The sequence below is a fragment of the Streptomyces sp. NPDC059679 genome, assembly GCF_042734105.1.
Classification (GTDB): Bacteria; Actinomycetota; Actinomycetes; order Streptomycetales; family Streptomycetaceae; genus Streptomyces.
The window spans coordinates 499,894-514,861 of sequence record NZ_JBHWES010000001.1 but is presented as its reverse complement, the minus strand read 5'-3'; the positions used below and the strand labels follow the sequence as shown (position 1 = coordinate 514,861).

Here is a 14,968-nt window from a genome sequence, read left to right as displayed (position 1 = left end):
CGGACATGCGCCTGCCGTACCGTCCCCCGCCGACCCCCGTGGCCACCGGCGACACCGCGCTGGAGATCCGGGGCCTGCGGGTGGAGTTCTCAGAGCCCGGTCACGCTTCCGCCACTCCCGCGGTCGACGGCCTCGACCTCACCGTCCGGCGCGGCGAGATCGTCGCGCTGGTCGGCGAGTCGGGCTCCGGCAAGACCATGACGGCGCTGAGCGCCATCGGACTGCTGCCGCCCGGCGCCCGGGTCACCGGCGGCCGGATCACCCTCGGCGAGGAGGACCTGGCCACCCTGCCGCCGAAGCGGATGAACCGCGTCCGCGGCCACCGGCTGGCCATGCTCTTCCAGCAGCCCAAGGCCATGCTCGACCCCACCTGCACGGTGGGGAGCCAGGTCGCCGAGCCGCTGCGACTGCACCGAGGGCTCAGCCGCCGCCAGGCCAAGGCACGGGTCGTGGAACTCCTGCGCGACGTCGGCATCCCGGAACCCGAGCGCAGAGCCTCGGCGTACGCACACCAGCTCTCCGGCGGCATGGCCCAGCGTGTGATGATCGCGGCGGCCCTCGCCGCCGACCCCGCCATGATGATCGCCGACGAGCCGACCACCGCCCTCGACGCCACCGTCCAGGCCCAGATCCTGCGGCTGCTCCGCCGTAAGCAGCGCGAGTCCGGTATGGCCGTGCTGCTCATCACGCACGACCTGACCATCGTCACCTCGATCGCCGACCGGGTGGCCGTCATGTACGCGGGGCGCGTGGTGGAGGAGGGATCGGTACGGGAAGTCTTCGACGCACCCGAACACCCCTACACCCGCGCCCTGTTGAAGGCATCACTGCTCCAGTCCGAGGAGGGAAAACTCTTCGCCATCCCGGGCAGCGCGACCCAGTCCCGGGCTCTGGACCACGGATGCCGGTTCCAGCCCCGATGTCCACTCTCCCAGGACCTGGGCATCGCCGGCCGGTGTTCGGGCGCGGAGCCGCCACTGCACACCTGCGGTGGGGAACACCGCTGCCGCTGCTGGGCCTCCCAGCCCGGCACCGAGCTCCGCGGCGAGGCGGTGGGCGTATGACCACGCCGGCGAAAGCGGACCGCGCCCCCGACTCCAGGGCGCGACAGCCGCTCGTCACCGTGGAGGACCTGGTCAAACACTTCCCGGTGCGGGGCGGGGTGTTCAGCGGCAAGAGCTCCGTCCACTCGGTCGACCATGTGTCGTTCACCATCGCCCCCGGAGAGGTCCTGGGCCTCGTGGGTGAGTCGGGCTGCGGCAAGAGCACTCTGGCCAGGGCCATGCTCGGGCTGACCCCGGTCGACTCCGGGCGCGTGCTCTTCGACGGTGTCCATGTCGCCAGGACCAGGGGCCGCGACCGCAAGGCGCTGCGCCGCTCGATACAACTGGTCTTCCAGGACCCGTTCGCCGCACTGGACCCGCGGATGCGACTGGGCACCAGCCTCGGCGCACCGCTCGCCCAGCACGGTCTGGGCACCAGAGAAGAGCGCCATCAGCGCATTCTCCAGGTCCTCGACCAGGTGGGGCTCGACGCCTCGTTCCTCGGACGGCGCCCCGGCGAATGCTCCGGCGGCCAGCTCCAGCGGCTCGTGGTGGCCCGCGCCCTGCTGCTCCGCCCGCGCCTGCTGATCTGTGACGAGCCGACCTCCGCGCTCGACGCCTCGGTCCGCGCCCAGATCCTCAACCTCCTCGTCGAGCTCAAGGACGAACTGGATCTGACCCTGCTGATGATCTCCCACGATCTGCGCGTCGTACGGCACATCTGCGACCGGGTGGCGGTCATGTACCTCGGCGAGATCGTCGAAGTGGCCTCCCGGGAGGAGCTGTTCGAACGTCCCGCCCACCCCTACACCCGGGCGCTGCTGACCGCCTCGCTGCCGGAGGCCGCCGACGGGGAGGGCGAGTTCGGCGCCCTGCGCGGTGAGCCGCCCAGCCCGCTCAGCCCGCCCTCCGGGTGCCGCTTCCACCCCCGCTGCCCGCTGGCCGACGAGCGATGTGGCACCCAGGCACCCACGCCGAACACGGGCCCCACCGGCCGCTCCGTCTCCTGCCACCACCCGAGCGCGTGACGCGCCGCCCGAACGAAGAGAGCGAGCCGATGACGACAGTCGAGACCGCGCCCGCCACCCCGCTGACCTGGCGGCCGCCCGCCGGGGCGCTGTGGTCCGGGAGATGGGTGGACGGCGCGTCCACCATGCCCGTACACGATCCGGAAGACGGCCGCCTCCTCGGCCATGTCACGGACACCAGCCCCACCGAGGTCGACCAGGCCGTCACCGACGTGGCCACTGCCGTCGCCTCCGGGGCGAGCTGGCCCGCCTGGAAACGGCGCGAGGCGCTGGAGGAGGCCGCCGCACTGGTCCTGCGCCACCGGGAGCGGCTGGCCGAAGTGATCTCCCGGGAGGGCTGCAAAACACTACGGGAGGCCAACGGCGAGGTGTCCCGCGCCGCCGAGACCCTGAGGCTCTCGGCCCGGCAGACCGACCGCCTCACCGGTGAGACCCTGCCGTTCTCCGACACCTCCCGTGGCGAGGGCCGACTGGGCTGGTACACCCGGGAACCGGTCGGGGTGGTCGCCGCCATCACCCCCTTCAACGACCCGCTCAACCTGGTCGCGCACAAGGTGGGCCCGGCCCTGGCCGGCGGGAACGGCGTCGTCCTCAAACCGGCCGAGGCCACACCGCTCACCGCGCTCGCGTTCGCCGAGATCCTGCTGGGTGCCGGGGTGCCCGCCGGACGACTCGCGGTCGTTCCCGGCACGGGCAGCGGCGCGGGCCACGCCCTGGTCAGCCACCCACTGGTGGACCTGGTGTCCTTCACCGGCGGCCACCGGACCGGAAACGCGGTGGCGAGCGCCGCCGGAGCCAAGAAAACCCTCATGGAGCTGGGCGGAAACAACGCCGTCCTCGTCCTCAACGACGCGGACACCCGGGCGGCCGCACAGGCGGTGGTGGCGGGCGCCTTCGGCGTGGCTGGGCAGAACTGCCTCTCGGTGCAGCGCGTCTTCGTCGCCGCGCGCATCGCCGCCCCGTTCCTCCGCTACGTGATCGCAGCCACCGAGAAGTTGCGGGTGGGCCGCAAGGCCGATCCCGGTACGGACATCGGCCCGCTCATCAGCGAAAGCGAGGCGCGGCGCGTGGAGGAGTGGGTACGGGAGGCGCGCGAGAGCGGCGCCGTGGTGCATACCGGAGGCCGCCGGGACGGTGCTTTCCACTGGCCGACCGTGCTCACGGACGTCCCGGCGGACGCGAAGGTGATGACCGAGGAGATCTTCGGTCCGGTGCTGGTGGTCGAGGTGATCGACACGGTGGACGAGGCCGTCGCCCGCGCCAACGACACCCGCTACGGCCTCCAGGCCGGTGTCTTCACCACCGCGCTGGACACCGCCCTGGACATCGCGGAACGGCTCCGGGTGGGCGCGGTGATGATCAACGACAGCAGCGACTTCCGGATCGACGCCATGCCCTTCGGCGGGCCCAAGCGGTCGGGCGTCGGCCGCGAGGGTGTGCGGTACGCCGTGGAGGCCATGACCGAGCCCAAGGTCGTCGCCGTACGCCGTAGCGCCTGAAGGACCCTCCCGGGGCTCAGTCGTGCGGCGGGGCCCCGGTGACCATGTGATCGGCGTGGTTGACGGCCTCGATGACCAGCCGGCGCAGATGGCCGTCGTGCAGCGAGTACACCGAGCGACGCCCCTCCTTGCGCACCTGGACCAGCCCGGCGAGCCGCAGCTTGGCCAGGTGCTGGCTCACCGCGGGGCGGGCCGCCCCGCTGGCCTCGGTGAGGGTGTTGACATCGGCCTCGCCCCGGGCGAGGGACCACACCAGATGCAGCCGGGTCGGATCGGAGAGCAGCGAGAAGACATGGGCGGCCGTGGAGAACTGCGCCGCGCCGCTGGGATGCGTATGCGACCTGGTCGGGGTCGCCTGCTCGTCATTCACCGGCATCCGCCGATTGATGCATGCGTGCGCTCATATGCACATAATGGTGCAGAGGCACGCGGCGTGTCCAATGTGGCACCCACCCGGAAGGGGGCCTCAGCTCCTCAGCCGCTGATGGTACGAAGGAAGTGGTCGGCGTCCTCAGGCTCGCCCAGCCGCCCCACCTCCAGCCAGGACCCGTCGGCGAAGCGGAGCCGGAAAGTGGCGAATCCGCGCGGCTGGCCCGCCTCGCCTTCGACACGGACCTGATCGAGGGGAAACTCCGCGACGGTCCGGAAGTCATCGGCCTTGGTGGGCGACAGCCGACGGCGAGGGGACGTGGCGATGCAGACACGCTCGTGGGCCAGCATGACCAGGCGTTTCGGGTTGGGGGAGTACCCGTACCAGCGCAACAGCAACTGGCCCGCGGTCAGGTTCCAGTCGCCGTCGAAGATGCCGTTGGTCGGATCCTGTTGACGATCGCGGGTACGGTCGCGGCGGGAGGCAGTGGGGCGGCCGAGTCCGTCACCCAGCTTGTCGATCAGCATCAGCGGGATGACGACGAAGAAGAACACCACGCCCCCGACGTACAGCAGCCAGTGATGGCCCGGCTTGAGCCGCTTCCTGCCTGCGGCGCGGTGCACGTCTTTCGGCGGTGTGGGGATGGGCTTGTGGATCTCGCACCAGACCACAGCCACGGGGTCCTCGCCCAGAATCTTCCGGGCCCGCCGATGTACCGCGCGCTTCGCCATGCCGAAGATCCTAGAACGAGCCTCGAACCGCCTGGCGGCGGCGTCGTCCAACCCTTGATGGACGTCAACGGTCGGGTTGCTGCACGATGACGCGGAGGTCGTGCTCGGCATCGCTCTGTACTGACAGCCCCGCCGCCCCCTGGAAGCGGACCCGTCTCCGTCCGACGGGGTGGCCTCTGGAAGGGAGTGGCCCGTTGTCCTTCTCCGCCTTCCGCACCGTTCCGACCTCCGCCGATGTTGTGATCATCGGTGCCGGCGTCATAGGTGCGAGCACCGCGTTTCACCTCGCCGAGGCCGGGGTGCGGAACATCGTCGTCGTCGAGCGCGGCGACCTCTGCTGCGGCAGTTCGGGCAAGCCGATCGGAGGCGTACGCGCCCAGTTCTCCGATCCGCTCAATATCGAGCTCGGCAGCCGCAGCCTACGTGCCTACCAGGCGTTTCCCCACCGCCCCGGCGCCGACATCGGGCTCGACACCGTCGGCTACCTCTTCCTGCTCGACAGCGAACAGCAGGTGAGCGACTTCGAGACCGGCGTCGAGCTCCAGAACAGCCTCGATGTGCCGAGCCGTATGATCAGCCCCTCCGAGGCCCGGCGCCTGTGTCCTTACATCCGTACCGACGGCCTCCTGGCCGCCGCGTACTCCCCGGCCGACGGGCACGCCCGCCCCGGACTGGTCGTCCAGGGGTATGCGCGGGCCGCGGCCCGGGCCGGCGTCGTCTTCGCCACCCACACCGCCGTCTCCGGTATCCACACGGCGGGGGACCGCGTCACCGGGGTGCACACCGGCCACGGCAGCATCGCCTGCGCCACCGTCATCTGCACGGCAGGAGCCTGGTCGGCGCAGATCGGTGAGATGGTCGGGATCAACCTCCCGATCCGGCCCGTGAGGCGGCAGTTGGCGTTCACCGCGCCACTCGAGCCGCCCGCCCCGCGGATCCCGTTCACCATCGACTTCGCCTCGTCCGGCTACTTCCACAACAGCGACGACGGGCTGCTGTTCGGGCTGGCCGACCCCGACCAGGAAGACGGCTTCGACACCACCTGGACCCCGGAGTGGCTGGAGCTGTTCCGCACCGTCGCCCGCCGCCGCGCCCCGGCCCTGGCCGATATGGAGACCGTCAGCGGATGGGCCGGCCTGTACGAGAACACGCCGGACCACAACGCGCTGATCGGCCGCTCCGCCGAACTGCCCAACTTCCTCTACGCCGCCGGGTTCTCCGGCCACGGCTTCCTTCAGGCGCCCGCGATCGGCGAGGTCATGCGCGACCTGTACCTGGAGCGCGAGCCGTTCACCGACATCTCCCCGCTCAGCGCCGACCGGTTCCGCGACGGTGCCGATATCCGCCCCGAAGCCCACGTGGTGTGAACCCGACCGAAAGGCCGAACCATGTCAACGATCACTCAGTGGCAGCTGCGGGCCGCATTCGCGGCGCGGCTGTCGGAGATGTACGGGCAGGAGGTTCCCGCCTACACCACGCTCGTGGACGTCTCGCGCGAGGTCAACGAGGACGTCCTGCGCGCGCAGGGAGCCGATGCCGAACGCCTGGGGTCCATCAGCCGGGTGACCGCCGAGCGGCACGGAGCCATCCGCGTCGGCACGCCGAAGGAACTGGGGCAGGTCGCCCGCGTATTCTCCGCCCTGGGCATGCACCCGGTCGGCTTCTACGATCTGCGGGAGGCCGCCGCCAGCGCCGTCCCCGTCATCTCCACCGCCTTCCGGCCGGTCGACGGCGAGGAGCTGGCCCGCAACCCCTTCCGGGTGTTCACCTCCATGCTCACCCCGGCCGACCCCCGCTTCTTCGACGCCGACCTGCGCTCACGCCTGGAAGCCTTCCTCGCGGACCGCGAACTCTTCCCCGCCGAACTGCTCGCGCTGGCCGACCGCGCCACGGCGGAACGGGAGCTGCCCGAGGCGGAGGCCGAGCGCTTTCTGCGACTCGCCGTGCACGCCTTCGAGCTGTCGCCCGACCCCGTCGACCAGGCATGGTACGAGACCCTGGAGCGGATCTCCGCCGTCGCCGCGGACATCGGCGGCGTCCGCAGCACCCACATCAACCACCTCACCCCGCGAGTCCTGGACATCGACGAGTTGTACCGGCGGATGACCGAGCGCGGCATCGAGATGATCGACACCATCCAGGGCCCGCCGAGGTGGCAGGGCCCCGACGTCCTGCTGCGGCAGACCTCCTTCCGGGCGCTGGCCGAACCCCGCGCGATGCGCACCCCGGACGGCAGCGTCGTCAGCGGCGCAATGCGAGTCCGCTTCGGTGAGGTCGAGGCCCGCGGCATCGCCCTCACCCGCAAGGGCCGCGCCCTCTACGACGAACTCCTGGGCCACATCGACGAGCGGGTGTCCCAGAACCCCTCGGCGGCGCGCGGCGATATCGCGCGCGCCGCATGGGAGCGGCACCTGCCCGGCAGTGAACGGGAGCTCGCCGCAGCGGGACTGGCCTACTTCACCTACCGGCTCGACCCGGACCGGCCACGCGACGGCAGCCGGCCCCCCACCAGCGTCAGCGAACTGGTGCAGCAGGGCTGGGTACGCGCCGAGCCCATCGTCTACGAGGACTTCCTGCCCCGCTCCGCCGCCGGCATCTTCCAGTCCAACCTCAGCGGCGAGGGCACCCGCGACAACGAGCACGAAGGCACCGCCTACGACGACGCCTGGCTCTCCGGCGCGATCGGCCACGACGTGCTGGACCCGTTCGCCCTCTACGAGCAGCAGCGGAACCGCTCCCTCGCACAGGTCGCCCGCGAGCTGGATCTGACGGGCGCCCTCGACTGACCCCCGATCCCTCCCACCCCCAAGGACCACCATGACCAGCTCAGCCCTGCCCACCACGGACGACCTGCGCGCCCGCGCCCGTACCAGCCTCCAGAACATCGGCGTCGACGTGCCCGAGGGCAACGACTTCCACGCCCGCACCCCCATCACCGGCGAGAACCTTCTCCGGCTGACGGCCGCCACCGACGCCGACACCGAAGAGGTCATCGCCGCCGCCCGTACGGCCTTCCTCACCTGGCGCACCACGCCCGCTCCGCGCCGCGGTGAACTCGTCCGCCGACTCGGTGAGTTGCTGCGCGAGCACAAGAGCGACCTGGCCGACCTCGTCACAATCGAGGCAGGCAAGATCCGCTCCGAGGCGCTCGGAGAGATCCAGGAAATGATCGACATCTGCGACTTCGCCGTCGGCCTGTCCCGCCAGCTCTACGGCCGTACGATCGCCTCCGAACGCCCCGGCCACCGCCTGGCGGAGACCTGGCACCCGCTCGGCGTGGTCGGTGTCATCTCCGCCTTCAACTTCCCCGCCGCCGTGTGGTCCTGGAACACCGCCATCGCCCTCGTCTGCGGCGACACCGTGATCTGGAAGCCCTCGGAACTCACCCCACTGATCTCCCTGGCCTGCGACCACCTGCTCGCCCGGGCCGCCGACGAGGTCGGCGCGCCCCGCGACGTACACCGCCTCGTGCTCGGCGACCGCGCCATCGGCGAGAAGCTGGTCGACGACCCGCGCGTGGCGCTCGTCAGCGCCACCGGCTCCACCCGCATGGGCCGCGAGGTCGGCCCCCGCGTCGCGGCCCGCTTCGGGCGCAGCCTGCTGGAACTCGGCGGCAACAACGCGGCGATCGTCGCCCCCTCCGCCGACCTGGACCTCGCCGTCCAGGGCATCGTCTTCGCCGCGGCCGGCACCGCGGGCCAGCGCTGTACGACGCTGCGCCGCCTCATCGTCCACCGCGATATCGCCGGCACCCTCATCGAGCGGCTGACCGCGGCCTACCACAAGCTCCCCATCGGCGATCCGTTCGACGACACCACGCTCGTCGGCCCGCTCATCTCCACCACGGCCCTCGATGCCATGCTGGGCGCCCTCACCCGCGTCCAGGCCCAGGGCGGCAAGATCCTGGCCGGCGGAAACCGGCGCCTGGCGGAGGCCGCGCCCTCGGCGGCCTACACCGAGCCGGTCCTCGTCCGCGTCGACGAACAGACCGATGTCGTACGGGAGGAGACCTTCGCACCGATCCTGTACGTACTCACCTACGACACCCTCGACGAGGCGATCGCGCTGCACAACGACGTCCCCCAGGGCCTGTCGTCCAGCATCTTCACCCGCGACCAGCAGGAAGCCGAGATCTTCCTGTCGGCCGCCGGCTCCGACTGTGGCATCGCCAACGTCAACATCGGCACCTCAGGAGCCGAAATCGGCGGCGCCTTCGGCGGCGAAAAGGACACCGGCGGCGGCCGGGAGTCCGGCTCCGACGCCTGGAAGTCCTATATGCGCGCGGCCACCAACACCATCAACTACTCCAGCGAACTCGCCCTCGCCCAGGGCGTCAGCTTCCTCTGACCGGGCTGGGGCGGGATACCGATCGCCGGTATTCCGCCCTGCCGGGACCGGGCACTTCAGTGCCGCGTGAGAACAGCCGTCCCCTTTTCATGATCGATGAATTCGGAGGACCAATCCGGGAACTCGCGGCACCAGCGCTCGACTATCTCCCGCTCGTCGGGACGACTCGCGTCGTCCATGATTATCCTTGCCTCGCGGCTCACCTTCGATTCCAGCAGGGGAAGTGCCGGGTACCTGGAAAGTGGATACATGAACCCCGGAGGTCCGTCGACCACCACCATGTCGCAGTTCCCGACATCGTCCAGCCGCTTCGGGTCGTACCAGTGCAGGCGCTCTCCCCTGATGTCCACCTCGACCAGTGGGGCGATACGCACCTGTGCGTACGCGTCCAGCCCCTGCTGCTGCAACGTGGCGGCTGTCCCGGCGCCGAAGTTTTCGTCGTGGTCGATCGAGACGATCTTCCCGGGGATTTCGAAATGGCGAAGCGCGTTTGCCATCCAGACCGTTGTGGCGCCGCTTCCTATATCCAGGATGGAGACCGGACGCCGCTTCTGAATCTGCGAGATCAGGAACAGCAGGAGGTCGGGCGAGGCCGTCCACTTTGTGGGCTGTGGCATCGCGTGCTTGACGGGAACGATCGCGTAGAGATTCGTCAGCGCCTCAACCTGCCTGAAACGGTTCGTCATAACCTCCCGAAGGTCGATGATTTCCCTCAGGATGTCGTCCATCGACGTCATTGTTCAACTCTCGTTCATGGCCGTAATTGCGTGAATCTTATCTTCTGCCGCGCCGCGGCGGGTTCGCAGCAGGATGACGGCCACCACACCGGCGGCCACGAACGCGCCGGTCGCCATCGCGATGTAACCGTGAACCCCCGCGGCCGAGTTCACCGTTTCGCCGTCGACGACCATGTTGGTGGACTTGAGCACGGCCGAACCCACGAACTTCAGAATCACCGCCCCGGTCGCGACCATGACCATCACCATGCTGGACACGACGCCCTGCCGCTCCGGGGGCGCGAGCGTCGCCGCCATGTTGAAGCCGGACGTCACGAGCGTTCCCGCGGTGAGGCTCAGCAGGAAGGAGCACACGACCGCGAGAGGCAGCAGGGAGTCCCCGAGGAACATCCCGACGGTGCCCACCGTCCCGAGCGCTACGCCGCCGGCGAGGGTCACGGCCGGCCCGAAGCGTGTTCCCAGCGCCCCGGCCAGGGTGCCGCCGAGCACGATTCCGATCGCCGGTACGCCGTACAGCAGACCCAGCGCTCCCGGGGCGGCGAGTCCGTACCCGAGGTGCTGATCCGCCGAGACCTTGGCGATGAGGCCGAAGAGCGTGAGCATGCTCTGGTACGCGCCGGTTCCGAAGACGACCACGAGGAGCGTGAGCACCAGTGGCCTGCCGAGGTTCCTGATGTCGATCACGGGCTCGGGAACCCGGCTCGCCACCAGGAACCACCTGGCCAGGGCCGCGGCGCCGGCCACGAGCAGGGCGAGCGGCCCCACGGCGAACCAGCCGAAGTCCGACCCGAGGCTGATATAGCTGAGCACCGCCGCCAGACCTCCGCCGAGAAGCAGGGCCCCGGCGATGTCGACCTTGCCCGGTGTCCTGAGCGTGGACGCGGGAAGGAGCCTGTGCACGAGAACGGCCGCGATGGCCGCGAACACCGCCGACGCGACGAACACACTCCGCCAGCCGAACTCCGCGGCCGTTGTCTCGAAGAGAACGGGCATCCCGATGCTGAGTAGCGCGGAGCCCGAGGTCACGATGCCGGTGGCGATCATCGCCATGTCCGGTGCGCATATGTCCCGGATGAGGGCGACCGTGAGGAAGACGGCCCCCACGGCCGCTCCCTGCAGCAGGCGCCCGAGGATGAGCACCCAGAGGCTGGGCGCGACAAGGCACACCAGGGCGCCCGCCAAGGCGGTGAGCAACGTCATGACCAGCACTTTGCGCTTGCCATGGATATCGGCGCTCTTTCCGAGCAGTGGCGCCCACATCGCTCCCGCGAGCAGTGAACTGGCGTCGATCCACGCCGACTGATCGGTGCCGAAGTGGTCGAGCATCTCGGGAAGGACGAGGAGCGGCGCCGTGACGACCGTGTCCACCATGGCGTTCACCAGAATCAGGATGGCCACCTGGCCGACGAGCCGCCTGTTCCAACTCGTGTGTTGTTCGCTGCCGGGCACTGTGGTGCTGGGCTGTTCGCTGCTGGTGTCGACGCTGCCCACGCTGCTGTCATGCATGAAGCGCTCTGCCTTCTCTCTGGACCCTTATGCGGTCGAGATCGCCTGAGCCTTCACAGTGATGCGCTGTTCTGGGACGGATCTGCACGAGTCGGGGTGCGTCATGCGAACCGGGAGCCCCGTCCGATGGAATACGGCAGGTCGTGGCAGTTGGTCAGCCGGTAGTTCACAGAAACTCACAGAGAACGGCCCCCGTGGCGCCCCCTCGAGATGTCCACCCCCGTTGAGGTGAGACGTGCCGGTGGAGGCAGCGGTGCGTTGTGCGGGCCGTACGCCGCGAACACTTCAGGGCCGCGGCGCGTGGCGCGTCGGGAGCAGGGCGCCCCCTTGACGACAGGCCTGACAGCCTGGTCCCGTGCGCCTCGGCGAGCAGCACCGCGTCGTACAGGTCCTTGCCCTGCGCCTGGCCCTCGGTCTCGCAGTCCGCGTGCAGCCGCGGCGGGACGGCGCGCTGTCCGCCGGTGTCGAACTCCTCGTCCCGCCATATCTCGTAGCGGGCCGCGCCGTCCGCGGCGTGCGGCCACTGCTGGACGACCTCGACTCCCGCCACGTACGGATACGGGTCGAGCGGGTCCACCCGGACCTCGTCCTCCAGAACCACCCAGTCGAGGTCGGCCGGTTCACGGGCCGCTTCCCCTGCCCAGGCCAACATGACCATGCTTCCGCGCAGCACGTGTGCCGCGCGCCGCTCGGGGCTCACGCGGGCCCTCCGTCACGTCCGTTCACGGGAGGCGACGCCGGCAACCGGCTCCGACAGCGCCTGACGTTCAGCGCCGCGTCACCGAGGGGCGTAAACGGCGTGCTGCGACGACGCTCCGTTGCTATCCTCGGGCGCATGATCACGCTTTCGCCTCAGCACCGGATGATGCCCCCTCGACGGGGCTGCTGAGCACGGACGCGTACTGAATCCGAGGCCCCGGGACGGGGCCTCGACTGTTGTGCGACCAGGCCTCGCTACCCGGTAGGAGGACCGATGACCGCACCACGTCGCTACATCACCACGACCATTCCGTACGTCAACGCGCGCCCGCACCTGGGTTTCGCCCTGGAACTCGTCCAAGCGGACACGTTGGCCCGTCACCACCGCCGGCGAGGTGAGCAGGTCCGGCTGCTCAGCGGAACCGACGACAACTCTCTGAAGAACGTCCTGGCCGCCGAAGCGGCCGGAGTCGATGTGCAGTCGTTCGTCGACCGTAACGCCGACGCGTTCGCCGCACTGCGCGGTCCACTGGCGCTCTCGTTCGACGACTTCATCCGCACCAGCAGCGATCCGCGCCACCGCGTCGGAGTCGAACGGCTGTGGCGCCGGTGCGCCGCGTCGGGCGACCTCTATCGCAAAGAGTACGAGGGCCTGTACTGCGTGGGCTGCGAGCAGTTCTACACCCCTGACGAACTGGTCGAGGGACGGTGTGGCGAACACGGCACCGAACCTCAGCTCGTCGCGGAGGAGAACTGGTTCTTCCGGTTGTCCCGCTACGCCGACCGCCTCCATCAGCTGATCTCCAGCGGCGGCCTGCGCATCGAGCCCGCCGCCCGCCGCAACGAGGTCCTGGCCCTCATCGAAGGCGGCCTGCACGACTTCTCCGTCTCCCGCTCCCACAGCCGCGCCCGGGGCTGGGGCATCCCCGTGCCCGAGGACCCGAGCCAGGTCGTCTATGTGTGGTGGGACGCCCTGGGCAACTACGTCACCAGCCTTGGATACGGCACCGATGACACCGCCTACGACCAGTGGTGGGCCACCAGCGAGCGCCGTGTCCACCTGGTCGGCAAGGGAGTGGTGCGCTTCCACGCCGTGTACTGGCCGGCCATGCTGCTGTCGGCCGGACTTCCGCTGCCCACCGACATCCTGGTCCACGACTACCTCACCGTCGACGGCCGCAAGATCAGCAAGTCCGCCGGAACCACCGTCGACCCGGCCGCACTGGCCGCGACCTATGGCACCGACGCGGTGCGCTGGTGGCTTCTGCGCGATGTGCCCCGGGTCGGGGACGCCGACTTCACTCCCGACCGTCTGACCGCCCTCGCGGATGCGGATTTCGCCGGGGGACTGGGCAATCTCGTCCATCGCATCGTGACCATGGTCCACCGCTTTCGCGGCGGAACCGTCCCCGTCTCCGCCCCCTCCAGTGGGTCGGCACTGGTGGACGTCTGCCGGAAGGTGCCCGGTCTCGTCGACGCCGCCTTGGCCGACTTCGACTTCCGGCGCGCCACTCGCGCTGTCTGGAACATCGTGGAGGAAGCCAACCGATGCATCGATGCCACCCGGCCATGGGAACTGGCCCGGGCGGAGCGGCAGGGCGACAGCGAAGCTGCGAAGCGGCTCGACACCGTCCTCGTCACACTGGTCACCGCATGTCGCGTACTGGCCGGTGAACTACGCCCCTTCATCCCCGATGCCGCCACGCGGATCACCGGACAGCTGACACCGGCCGAGGGGCGTCTGCCCGCCGCACGGCCGCTGTTCTCCCGCCTTCAGGAGGACACGCGGCCGGTGTGACATCCGGTGCTCCCTTGGCCCGGTCGGCTGCTCCGCGTGATCAGCGGCGTTCACTTCGAGCCGTAGAACAGCCGCAGGAACTCCTCCATCGCCGCGTCGACACCGGCGCGGTCACCGGTGGCGAGCAGGTCGAGCAGCAGACCACGGACGGTGGCGAGCCCCAGCCTGGCGCGGTTCCGGGCCACGGCGGGGTCCGCCCCCGCGCCGGTCTCGGCTGCCACCAGGGGCTCCAGCCAGTCCGTCACGAGCCCTTCGAGGACCGGGGCTGCCTCGGGGCGGCCCCGCAGCGCCTGACCGCAGACTTCGAAGAAGAGCCGTTCCTGACCGGCCAGCCGAGGGTCGGTCAGCTGCCGCCACAGCCGCCGCGCGACATCGGCGGGCGAGAGACCGGGCTCCAGGCGCAGCTGGGACAGCAGATCGCGCTGGCGCCGCTCCGACGTCCGGACGATCTCGATGAGCAGCTGTTCCTTGGAGCCGAAGTAGTGGATCAGCATGCGGTGACTGACGCCGATCGCGGCGCCCAGGCGGCGCAGGCTCAGGTCCGCGATGCCGTGCGCCGCGACGTGGTCGACCGCCGCCTCCACCAGTCGTGTACGCCGGTCCCCGTCCGTGCCCTGCCCGGCCTCGCCCTCGGAATGCGCGTCATTCGTATTCACCACGTCGCCAGTGTACCAATCGGTACATTGGCGTGTACCGTTTGGTACATGATCCCCGTCACCGCGTCGATCGACGTACCGCAGACGCCCGAGCAGGTCTACGACTTCCTCGATGTCATGGCTCACCACGAGCGGTTCACCAACCACTACCTGACCGACTACCGCTACAGCGGCCCCGACCGCGGCATCGGATCGTGCGCCACGGTCACCGCGGCGCTGGGCGGTACGAAGACCGATGTCGCCATCGAGGTCATCGAGGCCGAAGCGCCGCGGCGCATCGTCGAACGCAACGTCAGCGCGGGCGGCCGACGCGTGGCGCATGGCACCTACACCATCGAACCGCTGCCAACCGGCGGCAGCCACATCTCGTTCACGTACGCCTGGGAACGCGCCCCTCTCGCCGACCGGCTACTGTCCCCGGTCGTACGGCCCACGATGCGGCGCGCCAACCGCACGGTCATGCGACGCCTGGCCGACGAGTTGGCTCGCCATGTGTAGTGCTCGGCAGCGGTGGTCACACGGGTTCCTTTTCGCGAAGTGGGTCAACGCGGGTA

14 protein-coding genes are annotated in these 14,968 nt (G+C 69.9%); 8 read left to right on the top strand and 6 right to left on the bottom strand.

The genetic code is table 11. The annotated features are described in order from the left end of the window. Positions 1-5 precede the first annotated feature (5 nt). From ACFV2X_RS02340 to ACFV2X_RS02330, 3 genes are read left to right on the top strand one after another with little or no spacing between them, the layout of a single operon-like run. Positions 6-1,064: an ABC transporter ATP-binding protein gene (locus ACFV2X_RS02340; protein ID WP_385610225.1), complete on the top strand. Its 1,059-nt coding sequence runs from the start codon at positions 6-8 to the stop codon at positions 1,062-1,064. Then, the gene (locus tag ACFV2X_RS02335; RefSeq protein ID WP_385610222.1) at positions 1,061-2,071 is read left to right on the top strand and encodes an ABC transporter ATP-binding protein; all 1,011 of its coding nucleotides are present in this window, start codon (positions 1,061-1,063) and stop codon (positions 2,069-2,071) included. The genes ACFV2X_RS02340 and ACFV2X_RS02335 overlap by 4 nt, the downstream gene beginning before the upstream one ends. 29 nt (positions 2,072-2,100) lie before the next feature. Beyond that, positions 2,101-3,570 carry an aldehyde dehydrogenase family protein gene (locus tag ACFV2X_RS02330; protein WP_385610219.1) on the top strand — a complete coding sequence of 490 codons (1,470 nt, stop codon included), beginning with the start codon at positions 2,101-2,103 and terminating at the stop codon, positions 3,568-3,570. Between the two features lie 16 nt (positions 3,571-3,586). On the opposite strand, the gene ACFV2X_RS02325 is transcribed toward ACFV2X_RS02330, so the two are convergent. Both ACFV2X_RS02325 and ACFV2X_RS02320 read right to left on the bottom strand, forming a co-directional pair. Beyond that, complete coding sequence (locus tag ACFV2X_RS02325) at positions 3,587-3,946, bottom strand: ArsR/SmtB family transcription factor (RefSeq protein WP_385610216.1); 360 nt, start codon at positions 3,944-3,946, stop codon at positions 3,587-3,589. A gap of 98 nt (positions 3,947-4,044) precedes the next feature. Continuing rightward, positions 4,045-4,671 carry a hypothetical protein gene (locus ACFV2X_RS02320; protein ID WP_385610422.1) on the bottom strand — a complete coding sequence of 209 codons (627 nt, stop codon included), beginning with the start codon at positions 4,669-4,671 and terminating at the stop codon, positions 4,045-4,047. A gap of 194 nt (positions 4,672-4,865) precedes the next feature. Here ACFV2X_RS02320 and ACFV2X_RS02315 point away from each other — a divergent pair, with 194 nt between their 5' ends. From ACFV2X_RS02315 to ACFV2X_RS02305, 3 genes are read left to right on the top strand one after another with little or no spacing between them, the layout of a single operon-like run. Then, positions 4,866-6,038 (top strand): NAD(P)/FAD-dependent oxidoreductase, encoded by a 1,173-nt coding sequence (locus tag ACFV2X_RS02315; protein WP_385610213.1) that lies wholly within the window; start codon positions 4,866-4,868, stop codon positions 6,036-6,038. A gap of 21 nt (positions 6,039-6,059) precedes the next feature. Next, positions 6,060-7,457, top strand: a complete 1,398-nt coding sequence (locus ACFV2X_RS02310) for a 2-oxoadipate dioxygenase/decarboxylase family protein (protein ID WP_385610210.1) — start codon at positions 6,060-6,062, stop codon at positions 7,455-7,457. Positions 7,458-7,488: 31 nt separating this feature from the next. Continuing rightward, entirely contained in the window at positions 7,489-9,018 is a 1,530-nt protein-coding gene (locus ACFV2X_RS02305; RefSeq protein WP_385610207.1) for an aldehyde dehydrogenase family protein, read from the top strand. 56 nt (positions 9,019-9,074) lie between these two features. On the opposite strand, the gene ACFV2X_RS02300 is transcribed toward ACFV2X_RS02305, so the two are convergent. From ACFV2X_RS02300 to ACFV2X_RS02290, 3 genes are all read right to left on the bottom strand, one after another. Beyond that, entirely contained in the window at positions 9,075-9,746 is a 672-nt protein-coding gene (locus ACFV2X_RS02300; RefSeq protein ID WP_385610205.1) for a class I SAM-dependent methyltransferase, read from the bottom strand. Positions 9,747-9,758: 12 nt separating this feature from the next. Continuing rightward, positions 9,759-11,261, bottom strand: a complete 1,503-nt coding sequence (locus ACFV2X_RS02295; protein ID WP_385610203.1) for an MFS transporter — start codon at positions 11,259-11,261, stop codon at positions 9,759-9,761. Between the two features lie 166 nt (positions 11,262-11,427). Then, entirely contained in the window at positions 11,428-11,961 is a 534-nt protein-coding gene (locus tag ACFV2X_RS02290; protein WP_385610201.1) for a hypothetical protein, read from the bottom strand. A 273-nt stretch (positions 11,962-12,234) separates the two neighbouring features. Here ACFV2X_RS02290 and ACFV2X_RS02285 point away from each other — a divergent pair, with 273 nt between their 5' ends. Continuing rightward, positions 12,235-13,758, top strand: coding sequence for a methionine--tRNA ligase (locus tag ACFV2X_RS02285; RefSeq protein ID WP_385610198.1), 1,524 nt, complete (start codon positions 12,235-12,237; stop codon positions 13,756-13,758). A gap of 50 nt (positions 13,759-13,808) precedes the next feature. Here ACFV2X_RS02285 and ACFV2X_RS02280 read toward each other — a convergent pair whose 3' ends face one another. Next, positions 13,809-14,417 (bottom strand): TetR/AcrR family transcriptional regulator, encoded by a 609-nt coding sequence (locus tag ACFV2X_RS02280; protein WP_385610196.1) that lies wholly within the window; start codon positions 14,415-14,417, stop codon positions 13,809-13,811. Between the two features lie 45 nt (positions 14,418-14,462). Between ACFV2X_RS02280 and ACFV2X_RS02275 the strand changes: the two genes are divergently transcribed. Beyond that, entirely contained in the window at positions 14,463-14,912 is a 450-nt protein-coding gene (locus ACFV2X_RS02275) for an SRPBCC family protein (protein WP_385610194.1), read from the top strand. Positions 14,913-14,968 lie beyond the last annotated feature (56 nt).